This window comes from Rhizobium sp. R635, assembly GCF_002211285.1.
Taxonomy (GTDB): Bacteria; Pseudomonadota; Alphaproteobacteria; order Rhizobiales; family Rhizobiaceae; genus Rhizobium.
The window spans coordinates 221,968-239,201 of the sequence record NZ_LOKX01000034.1 but is presented as its reverse complement, the minus strand read 5'-3'; the positions used below and the strand labels follow the sequence as shown (position 1 = coordinate 239,201).

The following is a 17,234-nucleotide window of genomic DNA, read 5'->3' as shown; positions in this document are numbered from 1 at the left end:
TTTGTCACGTAAAAAGCCCAATCGGCTGTGACAACAGGGTCGCTTTCCCAAAAACAAAGCTTTATAGATGCGCGGGTTTGAGCAGGTGCGCGGTTCTGCGCCGGTAACAGGAAGAGTTAGATGACGAATGTAGTCGTGGTCGGTTCGCAATGGGGTGATGAAGGCAAGGGCAAGATTGTCGACTGGCTTTCGGAACGTGCGGATATCGTCGTGCGCTATCAGGGCGGACACAATGCCGGCCATACGCTCGTCATCGACGGCACGAGCTACAAACTCTCGCTGCTGCCCTCCGGCGTCGTGCGCCCCGGCAAGATGGCCGTGATCGGCAACGGCGTCGTCGTCGATCCGCACGCGCTGATCGCCGAGATCGGCCGGCTGGAAGCGCAGGGCGTGACGGTTACGCCCGACAATCTGCGCATCGCCGACAATGCGACGCTCATCCTGTCGCTGCACCGCGAGCTCGACGCGATGCGCGAGGATGCGGCCTCGAACAGCGGCACCAAGATCGGCACGACCCGCCGCGGCATCGGCCCGGCCTATGAAGACAAGGTCGGCCGCCGCGCCATCCGCGTCATGGACCTTGCCGATCTCGAAAGCCTTTCCGGCAAGGTCGATCGCATTCTGACGCATCACAACGCGCTTCGCCGCGGCCTCGGCGTTGCCGAAGTCAGCCATCAGGCGATCATGGAGGAGCTGACTTCGATCGCCGATCGGGTGCTGCCCTTCCGCGATACCGTCTGGCTGCTGCTCGACAAGGAGCGCCGCAAGGGCGCCCGCATCCTGTTCGAGGGCGCGCAGGGCAGCCTGCTCGACATCGACCACGGCACTTATCCCTTCGTGACCTCGTCTAACACTGTGGCCGGCCAGGCCGCCGCAGGTTCCGGAATGGGCCCCGGCTCGCTCGGCTATATCCTCGGCATCACCAAGGCCTATACGACGCGTGTCGGCGAAGGCCCGTTCCCGACCGAGCTCACGGACGAGATCGGTCAGTTCCTCGGCGAAAAAGGCCATGAATTCGGAACCGTAACCGGGCGCAAGCGTCGCTGCGGCTGGTTCGACGCGGCGCTGGTGCGCCAGTCGATCGCCACCAACGGCATCACCGGCATCGCGCTGACCAAGCTCGACGTGCTCGACGGCCTCGAAGAATTGAAGATCTGCGTCGGTTATATGCTCGACGGCGAACAGATTGATCATCTTCCCGCAAGCCAGGCAGCGCAAGCTAGGGTCGAACCGATCTACATCACGCTGGAGGGATGGAAGGAATCGACCGTGGGCGCCCGCAGCTGGGCAGATCTTCCGGCACAGGCGATCAAGTATGTTCGCCAGGTCGAAGAGCTGATCGGGGCGCCGGTCGCGCTCCTTTCCACCAGCCCGGAGCGGGATGACACGATACTTGTGACCGATCCGTTTGAGGATTAAGCTCACGGGTCACTGTAGGGGATAGTTCGGGAGAGTGCCGAACTTCTTGAGAAAGTACTGATGGCGGATTTTATTGCAGTTATTCGGCGGGCCGTCGACGGCCTGTCTGAAAATACCCCCGAGATGCGGGTGAAGGTCTACGAACGTGCTCGCGGCGCAGTGCAGCGGCAGCTCGAGAACATGAAGCCGCGCCCGCCGGAAGCCATGCTGCAACGCCAGCTCGAAAAGCTCGAGGCCGCTATCCGCGAAGTGGAAGGCGAACACGCCGAGGCGCTGCCGCTCGACGAGCCGGTTGCCGCCGTCGCCGAGCCGGAACCTTCGGAAGAAGCGGAAGAACAAGCGGTTCACGACGAAGCCGAAGCGGCGCCCGCGCCGGAGGCCGCTGCCGGAGAACCGGTTTACGAAGCCTCTGCGGAACCGCAGGCCGCCGAGGCCGTTGAGGAGCCGGATCACGAGGAAGCCGTAGCGCCGCAGGAGCCCGAGGAAGAAGCTCCGGCCGGCGAGCCCCTTTACGAGGAGGCATCCGCTTCCGCCGAGACGCAGGTTGCTCTGGAGGCAGAGGAGCCTGCTGCCGCCGAAACATACTGGCATCCCTCGCATGAGGAGGAGGCGCCGGCCGAGGAATGGCATGCGGCCGAGGCGCATCATGCCGTGGCCGAGGACGTGCCGGGCGAAGATGACCGCCGGGAGCCGCTCGTCGAGCATTCCTACGAGGAGGCCGGCGAATACCATCGTGACGAGCAGCATCCCGAGGAAGCCGAGGAGATCGCGGCCGAACCGGTCGCTGTCGAAAGCGACGAGCCTCGGGCCGAGGCGGCTTACGAGCCGATCGAGTCCTTCCAGCCGGTGACGGGCGGCCTCGACCATGCGGCCCACCGGCTGGTGGAGCCTGTCGCCGATTTCGATCGTCCGCAGGAGTTTGTCGAGCATAGCCGCGAGGAGCCGCTGCAGGCGGACGCTGCGGGACATTTCGATCCCGTCTGGACCGAGCCTGCCGCCGAGACGCCGGCTCCGGCGCCCAAGGATGCGGAGACCGAATGGGCCGAAGAGGAGCTCCGGCAATATTCGGAAACGGCGCCGGTCACAGCCGATGCTTCGGCGCGCGCCTTCGAAGACGTGATATCGAGCCTTGAAAAAATAGCGCCCGCCGCCGTCATGCCGGCCGCCAAGGAAGCTTTCTCCTGGGAGAAGGCCGCCTTCGACGACCTGCCGCCGATCGAGGCGGGCACCGAGAAGAAGACGCCGGTTGCCTCGCATTTCGACGATGTCGATATCTTCGCGGAAGTGCACGACGGAAAGCCCGCGCCGGCCACCGGCGCGCCGAACGAGCAATGGCGCGAGGCGAAGGCGCTGCGCGGCTATGATCGCGGCGGCCCGGTCGCTGCTGACGACGATGATGCCAATTCGGGAATGGATATCGATCAGCTCGTCGCCTCCAAGCTGCAGGGCAAGAGCTTCCGCATGGAACCGAAACGCCGCCGCTTCGGCATCGGCACGGTGATCACGCTCATCTTCGCGCTCATCTTGATCGGCGGCGGGGCCTATGCCGGCTGGATGAACAGGGAAGCGCTGGTCGCGATGGTCGACGGGCTCGTCAGCTCCGCGCCGTCGCAGGCAACGCGGAACGAAGCGACGGTGGCACCGGAATCCTCGACGCCCCCGCAGCAGGGTGCAGCGGCGCCGGCTCAGCCGACACCCGCTCCTGAAGCTCAGAATACTCCCGCGGCGCCGGCGCAGCAGAACCAGCAGGTGGCGTCGCTGAACAATGACGGATCGGCGGCCAATTCCAAATTTACCCAGCGGCTGCTGACCGACGGCACCGAGGTCGACAGCGGGCCGGCAAGCGTGCCGGGAACGCCGACGGCGGAAGGGAAGTCGGTCGCCGAACAGAACGTCGCCGCAGCCGATACGCCTCCGGCGAGCGCCCAAGGCGATGCTGCACCCGCCGAAACATTGACGCCGAACGGCCCGGCTGCATCGCCGCAGCAGACGGCACCCGTCGGTTCCTCGCAAAAGATGTTCCTCTATGAGGAGCGCATCGGCCAGAGTTCGCCGACGGCAATCGAAGGATCGGTCGTCTGGAGCGTGCAGCACGAGGCCGGCCAGGACGGTCGCCAGGAGGCGACTGTGCAGGGCAACGTCACCGTTCCCGAGCGCAATCTCTCGGCTCTCGTCACCTTCAAGCGCAATTCCGATCCGTCGCTGCCGGCAAGCCATCTCGTCGAGATCGTCTTCTCCGTCCCGCCGAATTTTGAAGGCGGCAGCATCGAAAGCGTCCAGCGCATTTCGATGAAGCGCACGGAGCAGGATCGCGGCGACGCCCTGATCGCGGTGCCGGCGAAGATCACCGACGATTTCCACATGATCGCGCTCAACGATTATCCCGACGCGCGCAAGGCCAACCTCGAGCTCATGTCGACCCGCAGCTGGATCGATATCCCGATCACCTACCGCAACGGCCGCCGCGCGCTGCTGACGATGGAGAAGGGCGACTCCGGAACGGAGGCCTTCAATACGGCGATCAAGGAGTGGACGGCGTTAGGGGATGTTTCGACGAGCCAGTGATGGCGGATGCCTCGTTTTTCTTGAGACATTTGTTGTCGAGGCGAACTTAACCGCTTGCTCCCTCTTCTCCCCAGCGGGGGTCCGAAGGACGGGTCGAGCCCCGCGGCTCGACCCCGGGCGGTGGCCCGCAGGGTCGGATGAGGGGGCTGCACGGCACGCCCTTCACCGTCCTTCCTGCCGGCATCGCCCGCCACAAAACAAAAACGCCACCTCCCGCATCCGGAAGGTGGCGTTTTCAATTCTCAAGTTCAGTCGATCAGGCGGTAGCTTCCACCACACGGACGGCCTTGGCGCGTTCCAGGGCTTCCTTGCGGACGGCGTCCTGGACTTTTTCGAAGGCGCGGACCTCGATCTGGCGGACTCGTTCGCGGCTGATGTCGAATTCGGCCGAAAGATCTTCCAGCGTTACCGGATCTTCCGCGAGGCGGCGAGCCTCGAAGATGCGGCGTTCACGTTCGTTCAGCACGCTCATCGCTTTCGCCAGCATACGCCGGCGGGTGTCGAGCTCATCCTGTTCGATCAGCACGTCTTCCTGGCTGTCATGGTCGTCGACAAGCCAATCCTGCCACTGGCCGCTGTCGCCTTCGGCCGCCTTGATCGGCGCGTTCAGCGAGGCGTCGCCGGAGAGGCGGCGGTTCATCGAGATGACCTCCTCCTCCGAGACGTTCAGCTTGGTGGCGATTTCCGAGACGTGCTCGGGCTTCAGGTCGCCGTCGTCGATCGCCTGAATGCGGCCTTTCAGCCGGCGCAGGTTGAAGAACAGGCGCTTCTGGTTGGCAGTCGTGCCCATCTTCACCAGCGACCATGACCGCAGGATATATTCCTGGATCGAGGCCTTGATCCACCACATGGCGTAGGTGGCGAGGCGGAAGCCACGCTCGGCATCGAACTTCTTGACGGCCTGCATCAGGCCGACATTGCCCTCGGAGACGACTTCGCCGATCGGCAGGCCGTAGCCGCGATAACCCATCGCGATCTTCGCGACGAGGCGGAGATGGCTGGTGACGAGCTTGTGGGCGGCATCGCGGTCGCCATGCTCGGCGTAGCGCTTCGCAAGCATATATTCCTGCTGCGGCTCGAGCATCGGAAATTTGCGGATTTCGTCGAGGTAACGATTGAGACCGGCTTCGCCAGCGGTAATGGACGGCAAGTTATTTCGGGCCATAGTGCACCCTCCTAATGTGAATTCCGGTTCCCGATGAAACGCGCCCTCGCGTCAAGAAAGGCAAACCGGGACGTGCGGCTTTCTCCAAGCCCGCACTAAGTCCATATAAAGATAAGTATGGCAAAACGGCGGTTCAAGGTGGCGCTCACGCAGCTGTGAGCGCTCGTCCGCCGTTGGGAAAACGTCCTTTTATCCGCGCAGCGCCGCGACCAGTTCGACCATATCATCCGGCAGCGGCACCTCGAAATGCATGACGTCGCCGGTGCGGGGGTGTTCGAACTGCAGCATGAAGGCATGCAGCGCCTGACGGTCGAAACCCCTGACGACCTTGCGGATCTCTTCGGGCAGGCCATTGGCCTTGGTCTTGAAGCCCGCCCCGTACACCGTATCGCCGAGCAGCGGGTGGCCGATATGGGCCATGTGCACACGGATCTGATGGGTCCGGCCGGTTTCGAGGTGACACTCGACCAATGAGGCGAGGGCGGTCGCGTCCGGGTTCTCCTGGAAGCGCTCGATCACCTGGTAATGCGTGATCGCATGATCGGCGTCCTGGCTGTCGGGGCGCTTGACGGCGCGGCGGGTGCGGTCGCCGGTGGCGCGGCCGAGCGGTGCGTCGATCGTGCCCGACAGTGCGCGCGGGCGGCCCCAGACGACGGCCTGGTAGGCCCGCTCCAGCGGCATGGTGCGGCCGTGATCGGCAAATTGAAGCGAGAGATGCCGGTGGGCGATGTCGTTCTTGGCGACGACCATGACGCCGGTCGTATCTTTGTCGAGGCGGTGGACGATGCCGGGGCGGCGCACGCCGCCGATCCCGGAAAGCGTGTTGCCGCAATGGTGGATCAGCGCATTGACCAGCGTGCCCGTCCAGTTGCCCGCTCCGGGATGGACGACGAGGCCGGCGGGCTTCGATATGACGATGAGGTCGTCATCTTCATGAAGGATATCGAGCGGAATGTCCTCGCCCCGCGGCGTCGGGTCTTCCGGCTCGGGCAGGGTGATCTCGAAACTGTCGCCGGCGCGCACCTTGCGCTGCGGATCGGTGACGGGTTGGCCCCGCATGGAAACCAGGCCGCCCTTGATCAGCGCCTTGATCCGGCTGCGGGAAAATTCCTCGCCGAGCTGCGCCGTCAGCCAGGCGTCGAGCCGGCCTTCGGCGGTTTCATCGGCTGTCAGGACTTTTCTAATGCCGGCGGCTTGTTTAAAGGGGTCGCTCAAGACGCTTCTTCTCCGACGTATTTTTAGAACGGGATGCACAGATGACAGCAATCGAGCCAGACGACCAGGAAGAGAAGCCCCTTGATCCGGCGATGGAAAATGTCCGGCGCAAGATGGTCCGCCTGCAGATCGTTTCCGGCGCCATCATGTTCGTGAGCCTTATGGCGGTCTTCGGTGCGGTTGTCTACAAGGCGACGCGCAGCGAATCGAAGGAGACGGCCAGCACCGCCTCCGGCGTGCCTTCGGACGCGCCGCTTACGTCGATCCTGTCCCTGCCGCTCGGTTTCAAAGTGCAGTCCACCTCGTTTTCGGCAGGGCAGATCCTGTTCTATGGAGAAACGGTCGAGGGCAAGAGGAAGGCGCTCGTCTTCGACCTCAGGACCGGCCGCACCGTCGCCGACGTCACCGTCGCGGGGAATTGAGGCCGGCATGGCCGCCGACCCGATCGTCATCGACAGCGCCGACGATCCGCGCATCGCTGAATTTCGCGATATAAAAGAGCGCGACCTGACGGGGCGGGAGAACCGCTTCATCGCCGAGGGCACCGTCGTGCTGCGCATGCTCGCCGAGGCGCATGCGGCAGGCCGCGGCTTCTCGGCCGAGAAGATCCTGCTGCTGCGCAATCGCGTCGATGGCGTGCAGCCCATCCTGGAACGGTTTCCGGCCGATGTGCCGGTCTATGTCGCCGAGGCTGGCGTGCTCGACGGTGTCGTCGGCTTTCATCTGCATCGCGGCGTTCTCGCGCTTGGCCGGCGGGAGGACCGCGGCGAAGCGGCCCTTTTCGACGCCCTGCCGGAACGGGCGCTGGTGCTGGTAGGCTGCGGCATTTCCAACCATGACAATGCCGGCTCGATGTTCCGCAATGCGGCCGCCTTCCAGGCGGATGCGGTGCTCCTCGACGAAACCTCCTGCGACCCGCTGTATCGCAAGGCATTGCGCGTCTCGGTCGGTTCGGTGCTGAGCGTTCCGCACCGGCGCGGCGGCAAGGCATTGGATGTGCTTCTGGCGCTTGCCGAAAGGGGGTTTGCCATCTGGACGCTTTCGCCGCATGGCAAGACCGATATCCGCGGCATTCCGGCCTCGGCGCGCATGGCGCTCGTCGTCGGCACGGAGGGGGAGGGCCTGCCGGAGGCGCTGCTTGCGCGCTTTCAGAGCGCGCGCATCCCGCAATCAGCCGAGCTCGACAGCCTCAACGCGGCGACGGCGACGGGGATCGCGCTATTCTCCATGGCTTCCGCCATGGAGCGGCTTTAACGCACCGGATTGGCGATGACGGCGGCCGCCCTGTCGGCCAGGCTGACGCGGTCGTTCGGGTTGTTGTTGCCGGCATCCTGCAGCAGCGAGCGGATCGGTGAGGAGGGGCCTTCGTTGAGCGCGGTCAGCGCCACCATGTTGGCGGCGATCGAGGCGATTTCCTCGCGGATCGCGCCGTCGCGTCCGGTCACGGCCTTTGCCTTCTGCAGGCGCTCGGCAAGGGCGGCGCTGCGCATGCGGACATCCTCGCCCATCTCAGCCGTGACGGCGGCGGTGTCGAGCGCGGTTTCGCCTGCGTCCTCGGTCGTCAATTCCGCCGGCAGTTCCGCCGCCATCTTGGCAAGACCGGCGTCGCGCAGCACCCGGTTGACCTTGCGGATCTCGGCATTGGCGGCCTTCAACTGATCTTTCAACTTGACGATCTCCTGCTGGCGGCGGGCGAGCTGCGTTTCCTTCTCCGCGGCGGAAGCGCTCTCGCGTGCGGTCTTGTCCTCCAGGCGGATCACCATATGCTGCTGCTGCGTCAGTTTCTGCTCGGCATCCCTCGCGCGCTTCTGCAGCAGGGTGACGTCCTGGCGTAGCGTGTCGCGTTCGTCGCGCAGCGCATTGGCGCGGAATTTCAAGCTTTCCGCCTCGGTCTCGCGTGCGGCAAGGTCGATCCTCAGCCCGTCTGCCTGTTCGCTGAGCTTGCTCAGGCGCGTGCGCATCGTCGCCAGCTCGCTCTCCTTGTTGGCGACGGATTGCTCGGCGATATGCAGGTTGGTCTTCAGCTGGCTGATATAGTTCTCGTCCTTGCGCAGATGCGAGCGCTGCTCGGCCGCCTCGACATGCATCTCGCCGATCTGGGCCTGCAATTCGCCGATCTCGGCGGCAAGCCTGCCGGCATCGACGGCAAGTGCGTCGTGGCGCAACTGGAGCGACAGCGATTTCTCGCGCTCACGCAGAAGGTCCTGGGCAGTGCGGGCATTCTCGGCGGCATAGAGCGCGCGTACCATATCTTTCTGGGCGCGCACCTCCTGAGGGCTCAACGGCATCGTCGCCTTCAGCCGGTTCTCGGTGTACCAGACGATACGGCGATGGACGGCGGGCGAGACCAGAAAGACGAGGAAGGCCGCGGTCAGGAAGCCCAATCCGAACAAGAGAGCATATTCGATCACGGCGCGGCCATCGATTAAGGTTGATAAGGGTCAGCCGCGATGATTAAGCAGGCCTGGCATGCATGGCAAGGCCGCCGATGCGAGCGGCGGCCGATTCCTGCGGTTTTGCCGCCTCAGAAGGGGTTCCAGGTCGGCGCATTGGTGATTTTGAGATAACCGACATTGACGCCGAGGCGGGCGCCGACGCCGGTGCGGATCGGCACGATGAGCACGTCGTTGTTTTTAAGCAGCGTCATGCCGAAGCCGGCAATCACATAGGCCGAGCCGCTGACGCCGCCGAACCGGGCGTAGATGCCGTTGACGGAGGGCAGGTCGTAGACCAGCATCATCACGCGCGAACCCTGGCCGCCGTAATCGATGCCGAGAGAAGGCCCCTGCCAGTAGAGCGGATGTTCGCCGGCATTCTTGGTGTTCAGCTGGCCTTCGCCATAGGTAAGGCCGGCGATGAAGGCGCCGCCGCCTTCCTGTCCGAGAATATAGCCGTTCGGCAGGCCGTATTTCTGGAAAGCGCTCTCGACCACCTTGGCCAGACCGCCGCTGGCGGAGCCGAAGAAGGAGTGGCCGGCATCGACGATTTCCTGCATCGTATACTTGCTGTTGTCCTGGGCGGCGGCCGGCCCGGCAACGATCAGAGAGGTGAAGACGAGGGCCGAAAGCAGCCTGCAGAAGCCGATGAATCGGCGCGGGAATCGAGGGCGCATGGTGTCATCCGTTCGTCGTTTGGCTGTGAGCGGCAAGCGCTCGCGGCGATTGATGCATTTTGCCCCGATGATCTTAACAATCGGTTTACCAAATATGGTGTCATTATGGCACCGAATACGATCGCAAACTTCGCGCAATTTCGAAGAAGCATATTACCGGGCGCGATGAACTTGCCGCCCCTCAGGAGACGATGATGTCCAAGAACCCCAATCTTACCCTGTCCGGCCCGGATCTGGCCGCGCTTCTCTGCAGCCGCGTTTGCCACGACGTCATCTCGCCCGTCGGCGCGATCAACAACGGCCTGGAACTCTTGGATGAGGGCGGCGCCGATTCCGATGCGATGGATCTGATCCGCACCAGCGCACTCAACGCTTCCGTCCGCCTGAAATTCGCACGCCTTGCTTTCGGCGCCTCCGGCTCCGTCGGCGCCTCGATCGATACCGGCGAGGCCGAGCGGGCCGCCAAGGATTTTGCGATCGCCGAAAAGAAGACCGAGGTGATCTGGAACGGGCCGCGCGCCATCGTCGCCAAGAACCGCGTCAAGCTGCTGCTCAATCTCTTCCTCGTCGCCTATTCCTCCATTCCGCGCGGCGGCGTGCTCGAGGTGACGCTCGAAAATCCCGAATTCGACGCCAAGTTCAAGCTCACGGCGAAAGGCAAGCTGATGCGCCTGCCGCCGAAATTCGTCGAGATCTCGACCGGCACGATCGAAGAGGCGATCGACGCTCATTCGATCCAGCCTTATTACACGGTGCTTCTGGCCGAAGAGTGCGGAATGACGCTCGATCACAGCGCAAGCCCGGAGGAACTGGTGTTCACGGCGGTGGTTGCCGCGGTTTGATTTTGGTGCGCCGAAGGGCGCTTGGCGCCCGTCTGGTAACGATTCTTTAGCCTGATGGACCTATTCTCTTAGGTTGTAAGAGGCCCCTCGCTGCGACGAATGCGGGGGAAAGGAGCGGCCATGCAAAGGTTCATGATCACCGATAATTCGGACATCGTCCGCAAGGTCGGCAAACGCATTCTCTCCGAACTCGACTTTCTCGTCAGCGAAGCCTCCACTGCCGCCGAGGCACTGCAGCACTGCCAGACGGAGCTGCCGGAATATCTGCTCGTCGATTCCGGCATGGAAGGCGCGCTCGAACTCATCGCGGCCATCCGCGCCATGGACGGCGGCAAAGAGGTCAAGATCTATTACTGCGTCATCGAGGCCGATCTGAAGAAGCTGATGGCGGGCAAACGCGCCGGCGCCACCGATTTCCTGCTGAAGCCGTTCGATCGCAAGATCCTGACCGCCGTTTTCGGAAACCGCGCGATCGCTGCCTGAGCCCAGGCTTTTTCCTGCCGACCCTGGTTTGTTTTGGGAACCGATGCCGAAGGTGCAGTCGGTTCGCGTGGCGCTACGCTCAATTTCCCGATCGACACAAGATAACATCAGCCCGGCCCGGCGTGAAATCGTCTGCGTGATCATTTGCGCATATGAAAACGAAAAATCCCGCCGGAAGGGGCGGGATCTTCGTCATCCGATAAGGGGGATCGGAAAATCAGGCGGTTTCGGCGTATTCGGTGCCATCGGGCTCGCGAAGAACGTAGCCACGGCCCCAGACCGTCTCGATGTAGTTGGCGCCGCCGGCGGCGTTGGCGAGCTTCTTGCGCAGCTTGCAGATGAAGACGTCGATGATCTTCAGTTCCGGTTCGTCCATGCCGCCGTAAAGGTGGTTCAGGAACATTTCCTTGGTGAGGGTGGTGCCCTTGCGGAGCGAAAGCAGCTCCAGCATCTGGTATTCCTTGCCCGTCAGGTGGACGCGCTGGCCGCCGACTTCGACGGTCTTGGCGTCGAGGTTGACGATGAGTTCTCCGGTCATGATGACCGACTGGGCGTGACCCTTGGAGCGGCGAACGATAGCGTGAATGCGGGCGACGAGCTCGTCCTTGTGGAACGGCTTGGTCATGTAGTCGTCGGCGCCGAAGCCGAGGCCGCGAACCTTGTCCTCGATGCCTGCCATGCCCGACAGGATGAGGATCGGTGTCTTGACCTTGGACAGCCGGAGAGTGCGGAGCACTTCATATCCGGACATGTCGGGCAGGTTCAGATCGAGAAGGATGATATCGTAATCATACAGCTTGCCCAGATCGACGCCTTCTTCACCGAGATCGGTGGTATAAACATTAAAACTCTCTGATTTGAGCATCAATTCGATGCTCTGCGCCGTAGCGCTGTCATCCTCGATGAGAAGTACCCGCATAATTATCCCCTTTACCGCCGCCGAAAGGTGGTCTGGCCCCCTACACGCTACCCGAACAAGCTACGTGATTTGGAAGCTGCCACGAAATGGTTAACAAATTCTAATTCACTCTGGCAAGGAGTATCGAATTTATTAAATAATTTTTCCATTTCTCTGTTTTCCAATAGGAATCTCAAAAAGGCTTTCCTCAACTTTAACATTAGGAAACAGCGCTAAGTGATTCATCCGACTCGCCAATGAAAAGGTTCGAACTTCATGCCGTGGCATTTACCGACCCTTAAATCATCCGCTCTATCATTAACGATGCCCGTAAACGAAAGGTTACCAGCGGTAGGTTTTTGTTAATATCGCAGGAAATTTTTCAGCAAACCGTGTCAAAGCGGCGCGCAAGGGCGGTTTCAAGTTGAGCCGGGGTCTCGCATCACGGGAGTAATGCGTATGAAGTCGCGAGAAAGTCTCGTTCGTCTGAAAGAGTTTCAGGTGAACGAAAAACGACGTCAATTGCAGCAATTGCAGATGATGATGTCCGAATTCGAACGGATGACGAAGGATCTGGAGAGCCAGATCGTCGTCGAGGAAAAGAAGTCCGGTATATCAGACCCGAATCACTTCGCTTATCCGACCTTCGCCAAAGCCGCGCGTCAGCGGGCCGACAACCTGCAGGTTTCGATCAAGGAACTGAAGATGCAGGAAGAGGCACTCGAACTGGCGCTCGAGGAGATGCAGGCGGAATATGCAAGGGCGACGGCGCTGGAAGAGCGTGACGGCAGCGCCCGGGCAAGGGCCTGAGACAAAAGACGGGCGCCGGCTTCGGCGCCTCGGGGATCGCCGTTGAAAAGCCATGTATGATGGGCGCGTTGTCCGTCATACATGGCTTTTGGTGTTTCCCGTGTTTTGCGCCTGTATGTCGCCGCTCCGCACGGCGACCGCTTCCGGCATCGCGAATCAGTTCACGACATCCTGCCATTCCGGGTGGCGTTGCGCCTGCGCTTTGAAGAAAGGGCAGAGCGGAATGATCTTCCAGCCGCCGGTGCGGGCAGCTTCCACCGCATGAAGCGCCAATGCCTGGCCGACGCCCTTGCCGCGCAGGGCATCGGGCACCGCCGTATGGTCGATGATGACCAGCTTCGGGGAGGTGCGCGAATAGGTCATCTCCGCCTGGTGCCCCCCGACCTCGGCGGCATAACGGCCGCCGGAGGCGCCTTCCTCATTTCGAATGTCCATCGTCTTGCCTCGTACACAGATATTGTCGGCGCCGACGGTGACACGGCGGCGCGGCCATGCCAAGCCGGTGGAACAATTCCTGGGGGAGACGCAGTGTTCATGAAAAATGTCGGATCGGCGCGAGGGTCGCAGCAATGAGCGCGCTTTCGATCATCCGCCCCGCTCTTCTCGTGGCTGCGCCCTTCCTCCTGGCGCTCGGCCTCATCTTGCCGCTGGTCCGTTTCGAGACGCTGTATTTCTTCGATCAGACCCCGTCGCTCATCGAAATCGTCGTCTCGCTCTGGCAAGGCGGGGATGGGCTGCTGGCGGCGATCGTCGCGCTGGTTTCGATCGTGCTGCCGTTTCTGAAGATGATCGGGATTGCCGCGGAAGCGACGGCTGCCGGCGGCGGGGCCGGGAGCCTGTTTTATCGTCGCGTCGTGCCGCATCTGTCCAAGTGGTCAATGATGGACGTGCTGCTGGTCGCGATTGTCATTGCTGCGGCGAAGACAACGGGGTTGGCGGATGCCTTCACGCAGCCCGGCCTCTGGTGCTACGCGGCCTCGTCAATGATTTCGGGCCTTCTTCATTCCCTGATGGGAGATGCGTCCGGCCCGAAATAAATGTCGAGGATGGCGTGCGATCAGTGGCGGTATTGCTGGATGCGCGTGGTGCGCAGGCCGGCGAGGCCATGGCTGTTGATCGACGACTGCCAGGAAAGGAATTCTTCGACCGTGAGCGTATAACGCTCGCAGGCCTCTTCCAAGCTCAACAGGCCACCGCGAACAGCCGCGACAACCTCTGCCTTGCGGCGGATCACCCAGCGCCTCGTATTGGGCGGCGGAAGATCCGCGATCGTCAGGGGGCTGCCATCGGGGCCGATGACATATTTTACTCGGGGACGTATCATTTCGGTCATGGGACTCTCTACACAACGCAAGACCACGGAGGCCACTCTAGCCTGCCACATTTAAAAATTGCCTAAGCCCATCGTAAGACTTTGATAACAACTTTAGATGCCCCAGCGGCGATTTGGGACGATCGCCTGCCGCTACGTCAATTTGTGACGGCTGCATGGGAGCCATGCGGAATAAATATTACCCGCCCTTCCCGGAAAATTTTATAAGCCGCGCAAGATAAAAATGAGCGCCAGGCCTCGTCCCCGTTCCTCCCGCTGCATCAGTCCAGTTCGTGCCTTTGACGCTTCCCGTTCTTGGGAGGCGGGCCAAAAGCCGTTTGTGCCGATGCTCTCCCCGGTGCGAGCTTCCCGTCGCCGGCAGCGAGGCCGAGCCGAGGCTCGCTCGGCAAGGATATGCAGATGAAGAAAAGTAAGCGTGCAATCGACGATTGCGCTTGTGATGCTGGGTTTTCGCCCTTGCAGACCAATGCCGGCATGTCGGTGAACGACGGCAAGGCGCGGCTCGGGGAAATGGCAAAGCTTGCCGGTTTCGATTTCTATCTGCTCTCAGCTTTCCCGCGCGGCGACCGCACGGCTTTCATCGAAAACCGCTTGATCAGCAACTGGCCGCAAAGCCTTTCCGGCGTGTATGAAGCGGCCGACCTCTTCTATTGCAGCAGGCTGGTGACGGCGATGAAACGGACCGTCATGCCGGTTTTCTGCGAGGAGGGCTCGTTTGCGGGCAGCGCCGCCAATCAGGAAAACCGCGGTCTCGACACGCTCTTTCAGATGCACGGGCTGAAGAATACCTTCGCGTTCACGCTGCACGACGCTGACCTGAAACAATACATTTTTGCCTTCTCAGGCTGCTCCCCCATGCCGACACGGGAGCAGTCAATGGCGCTGCTTTACGGCTGCACGGACCTTCTGGACAAGATCTCGCGCAGCCGCGGCTCGGAGCAAGGGCCGTCTGAGACGCTCACACGGCGCGAAATCGAATGCCTGCGCTGGTCGGCGGCGGGCAAGAGCAGCGATGAGATCGCGATCATTCTCGATCTCTCGCCGCATACGGTGGCGGGCTATTTGAAGAGCGCGATGCGCAAGCTCGATTCGGTCAACCGGATGCAGGCGGTCGCTAGGGCATTTCGCTACAGGTTGCTGTGAAGAGCGCGGGAGCGCTCGCAAATTTCTTATCTAAAAATGCATTTCGCCCAAACCGCTCAGCGGTTTGGGCGAAATGCATAAGACGACCGGTCATTCCGGAAAGTTTAGAAGCCTTTTCCGCGGGTCAGTTCCGACACGACAGTTCCGACAATGATGCGCATATCCATCATGATCGAAAAATTCTCGACGTAATAGAGATCGCTGGCGATACGGGCACGGGCCTTGGCCGGACGATCGGTCGGGCCGCGCAGGCCGCGCATCTGGGCGAGACCCGTCATGCCGGGACGCATGGCGTGGCGCTGGTGATATTCCGGTACGAGCTCTTCATAGAGCATGTCGCTGGCGCGCATGCCGATGGCATGGCAGCGCGGGCCGACGACCGACATGTCGCCCAGCAGCACGTTCAGGAGCTGCGGCAGCTCATCGATATTCGTGCGGCGCAGGATGGCGCCGATGCGGGTGATGCGCGGATCGTTCCTCACCGTCTGGGCAACGCCCGTGGCGTCGCAGAGGTCGGTGCGCATGGAGCGGAACTTGTAGACCTTGATGGCCTTGCAGTTCTTACCCCAGCGGGTCTGCTTGAAGAGCACCGGTCCCGGGCTGTCGAGCTTGATCAGCAAGGCGACGAACAGGAGGAAAGGCGCGAGGACGAGGAGGGCGCTCAACGACGAAACGATGTCGAACGCCCGCTTCAGGGCAAGATCCATCCACGGCGCCTGCGGCGCATCGCTATGGATCACAGGGGTCTGGATCTTCAGGCTCGGCAGCTGGCGGCGGCTCGGCCGGAAGGACTCATTCGAAATGGTGTTGTTTAGTTCCGTGATGCTCAAGGATCGTACTCTGTTGTCTTCGAGGGGCGCGGCGGCAATAGGCGATCAATGGTTAACCCTGTCACCAGGGCTGCACTCAGGTGTTGGTAACCCTACTAAAACGGAAAAATGCGACAATTGTGTAATGGTGTCCAGTGAAATATCGCATCGCAACAAATCTTTCGCATCTGCGTTAAGTTGAGGCAAGCTCATGATATTCCGTTAAGAATTGGAATTTCGTCAAGGTTTCTAGGCTCTTGGCGAGGGCTCCCGGGGGTGGTTCGACGTGCTGTTTCGGCACGTGACCGATACACGTTAACCGATATTTTTAACCGAATCCTAAGCGAAATTTTTTTGGCGAAGATGTCCGGTCGCCATCAACCTGTGTCACAATATGACAAAATCAAGGCGGATCGATAGCGTTCGGGGCGGAAGACGGAGCGAATCGCTTTCGCGCCGGGAATCACCCGGTTCATCCAGGCGTTGTAGATCACACTTTACGGCTGTCCGCGCTTCGAGCCGGCGAACAGCGGCTTCGAAGCGCGCGGAGGTCGGCAGCGCATCTACGAAGCATCGTGCGATGCGAGGCATTTGCCTGTTGTCGGTATTCAGCGTCTGCTCCGGGTGATTACGCCGGTTCGAGCACGCGTTTCCTGCCGCCCCAGGAAATGAAGTTCGGGTTGGCGAAGTCGAAATCGGCCGCCGGTCCCGTCTTGCCGTAGGTCAGCGGTGCGCCGTCGAGCGTCACCGTCGAGCCGCCGGCGGCGCGCAGCACGGCATCGCCGGCCGCGGTGTCCCATTCCATCGTGCGGGTGAAACGGGGATAGACGTCGGCCTTGCCTTCCGCCAGCAGGCAGAATTTCAGCGAGGAGCCGATATTGGTGCATTTGGAGATCGCGTGGTGCGCAAGGAAGCTGCCGGTCTCCGGGCTGTCGTGGCGAAGGCTTGCGAGCGCCAGCCTGTCGTCCGGCTGTTCGCGCACGGTGATCGCCGCGCGCAGGCCGACCGTGAAATCCTCGGTGACGACAAGTCTTTCGGCGCGGCCGCATTCCCCGGAGAAGGCCAGCCCGAGCGCCGGGGCATAGACGATGCCGGCCACCGGGGCGCCGTTTTCGATATAGGCGATGTTGACGGTGAATTCCTGCCGTCCTTCGACGAATTCGCGCGTGCCGTCGAGAGGGTCGACCAGAAAGAAGCCACGGCCGCCGATATCGGGGACTTTGCCGGCGGCGACCGATTCTTCCGCGACGACCGGTATTTCGGGATAATCTCTCGCAAGATGGGTAAGGATGATGCGCTCGGCCTCCTCGTCGGCGACCGTGACCGGACTTGCGTCCGCCTTCATGGCAACGGGAAAGCCCTCGCGCAAGACCGTGATGATGGCCTTACCGGCTTCCAGCGCCGCCTTTTCGAATGTCCTGAGCATTGTCCTTTTGCCGT

18 protein-coding genes are annotated in these 17,234 nt (G+C 61.9%); 9 read left to right on the top strand and 9 right to left on the bottom strand.

Translation table 11 applies throughout. The annotated features are described in order from the left end of the window. Window positions 1-120 precede the first annotated feature (120 nt). Entirely contained in the window at window positions 121-1,419 is a 1,299-nt protein-coding gene (locus ATY78_RS24155) for an adenylosuccinate synthase (RefSeq protein WP_088684820.1), read from the top strand. Between the two features lie 60 nt (window positions 1,420-1,479). Continuing rightward, window positions 1,480-3,984 (top strand): hypothetical protein, encoded by a 2,505-nt coding sequence (locus ATY78_RS24150; protein WP_088684819.1) that lies wholly within the window; start codon window positions 1,480-1,482, stop codon window positions 3,982-3,984. A gap of 256 nt (window positions 3,985-4,240) precedes the next feature. Here the strand turns inward: ATY78_RS24150 and rpoH are convergent, their stop codons facing one another. Both rpoH and ATY78_RS24140 read right to left on the bottom strand, forming a co-directional pair. Beyond that, window positions 4,241-5,149: an RNA polymerase sigma factor RpoH gene (rpoH, locus tag ATY78_RS24145; RefSeq protein ID WP_088684818.1), complete on the bottom strand. Its 909-nt coding sequence runs from the start codon at window positions 5,147-5,149 to the stop codon at window positions 4,241-4,243. 189 nt (window positions 5,150-5,338) lie between these two features. Beyond that, complete coding sequence (locus ATY78_RS24140) at window positions 5,339-6,364, bottom strand: RluA family pseudouridine synthase (RefSeq protein WP_088684817.1); 1,026 nt, start codon at window positions 6,362-6,364, stop codon at window positions 5,339-5,341. Between the two features lie 41 nt (window positions 6,365-6,405). Here ATY78_RS24140 and ATY78_RS24135 point away from each other — a divergent pair, with 41 nt between their 5' ends. Together ATY78_RS24135 and ATY78_RS24130 are read left to right on the top strand one after the other, a co-directional pair. Further along, complete coding sequence (locus ATY78_RS24135) at window positions 6,406-6,786, top strand: hypothetical protein (protein WP_088684816.1); 381 nt, start codon at window positions 6,406-6,408, stop codon at window positions 6,784-6,786. A 7-nt stretch (window positions 6,787-6,793) separates the two neighbouring features. Then, a complete protein-coding gene (locus tag ATY78_RS24130; protein ID WP_088684815.1) occupies window positions 6,794-7,618 on the top strand; it encodes an RNA methyltransferase in 825 nt (274 codons plus the stop codon). On the opposite strand, the gene ATY78_RS24125 is transcribed toward ATY78_RS24130, so the two are convergent. Together ATY78_RS24125 and ATY78_RS24120 are read right to left on the bottom strand one after the other, a co-directional pair. After that, entirely contained in the window at window positions 7,615-8,775 is a 1,161-nt protein-coding gene (locus ATY78_RS24125; RefSeq protein ID WP_088684814.1) for a hypothetical protein, read from the bottom strand. The genes ATY78_RS24130 and ATY78_RS24125 overlap by 4 nt on opposite strands. A 113-nt stretch (window positions 8,776-8,888) precedes the next feature. Then, the gene (locus ATY78_RS24120) at window positions 8,889-9,476 is read right to left on the bottom strand and encodes an EipA family protein (RefSeq protein ID WP_088684813.1); all 588 of its coding nucleotides are present in this window, start codon (window positions 9,474-9,476) and stop codon (window positions 8,889-8,891) included. A 194-nt stretch (window positions 9,477-9,670) separates the two neighbouring features. Here ATY78_RS24120 and ATY78_RS24115 point away from each other — a divergent pair, with 194 nt between their 5' ends. After that, the gene (locus ATY78_RS24115; protein WP_088684812.1) at window positions 9,671-10,318 is read left to right on the top strand and encodes a histidine phosphotransferase family protein; all 648 of its coding nucleotides are present in this window, start codon (window positions 9,671-9,673) and stop codon (window positions 10,316-10,318) included. A gap of 120 nt (window positions 10,319-10,438) precedes the next feature. Next, entirely contained in the window at window positions 10,439-10,801 is a 363-nt protein-coding gene (locus ATY78_RS24110) for a response regulator (RefSeq protein ID WP_088684811.1), read from the top strand. Between the two features lie 217 nt (window positions 10,802-11,018). On the opposite strand, the gene ctrA is transcribed toward ATY78_RS24110, so the two are convergent. Continuing rightward, complete coding sequence (gene ctrA / locus ATY78_RS24105; RefSeq protein WP_007533606.1) at window positions 11,019-11,720, bottom strand: cell cycle two-component system response regulator CtrA; 702 nt, start codon at window positions 11,718-11,720, stop codon at window positions 11,019-11,021. A 438-nt stretch (window positions 11,721-12,158) separates the two neighbouring features. On the opposite strand from ctrA, the gene ATY78_RS24100 reads away from it, so the two are divergent. Further along, window positions 12,159-12,509, top strand: a complete 351-nt coding sequence (locus ATY78_RS24100; RefSeq protein WP_088684810.1) for a flagellar export protein FliJ — start codon at window positions 12,159-12,161, stop codon at window positions 12,507-12,509. 156 nt (window positions 12,510-12,665) lie between these two features. Here the strand turns inward: ATY78_RS24100 and ATY78_RS24095 are convergent, their stop codons facing one another. Then, a complete protein-coding gene (locus tag ATY78_RS24095; RefSeq protein ID WP_088684895.1) occupies window positions 12,666-12,944 on the bottom strand; it encodes a GNAT family N-acetyltransferase in 279 nt (92 codons plus the stop codon). Between the two features lie 56 nt (window positions 12,945-13,000). Between ATY78_RS24095 and ATY78_RS24090 the strand changes: the two genes are divergently transcribed. Continuing rightward, window positions 13,001-13,546 (top strand): paraquat-inducible protein A, encoded by a 546-nt coding sequence (locus tag ATY78_RS24090; protein ID WP_190237514.1) that lies wholly within the window; start codon window positions 13,001-13,003, stop codon window positions 13,544-13,546. Between the two features lie 20 nt (window positions 13,547-13,566). On the opposite strand, the gene ATY78_RS24085 is transcribed toward ATY78_RS24090, so the two are convergent. Further along, window positions 13,567-13,842 (bottom strand): DUF1153 domain-containing protein, encoded by a 276-nt coding sequence (locus tag ATY78_RS24085; RefSeq protein WP_007533628.1) that lies wholly within the window; start codon window positions 13,840-13,842, stop codon window positions 13,567-13,569. A gap of 399 nt (window positions 13,843-14,241) precedes the next feature. Here ATY78_RS24085 and ATY78_RS24080 point away from each other — a divergent pair, with 399 nt between their 5' ends. Then, complete coding sequence (locus ATY78_RS24080; protein WP_088684808.1) at window positions 14,242-14,985, top strand: LuxR C-terminal-related transcriptional regulator; 744 nt, start codon at window positions 14,242-14,244, stop codon at window positions 14,983-14,985. A 104-nt stretch (window positions 14,986-15,089) separates the two neighbouring features. Here the strand turns inward: ATY78_RS24080 and ATY78_RS24075 are convergent, their stop codons facing one another. Together ATY78_RS24075 and cysQ are read right to left on the bottom strand one after the other, a co-directional pair. Beyond that, window positions 15,090-15,815, bottom strand: coding sequence for a sugar transferase (locus ATY78_RS24075; protein ID WP_088684807.1), 726 nt, complete (start codon window positions 15,813-15,815; stop codon window positions 15,090-15,092). 607 nt (window positions 15,816-16,422) lie between these two features. Continuing rightward, a complete protein-coding gene (gene cysQ, locus ATY78_RS24070) occupies window positions 16,423-17,220 on the bottom strand; it encodes a 3'(2'),5'-bisphosphate nucleotidase CysQ (protein ID WP_088684806.1) in 798 nt (265 codons plus the stop codon). Window positions 17,221-17,234 lie beyond the last annotated feature (14 nt).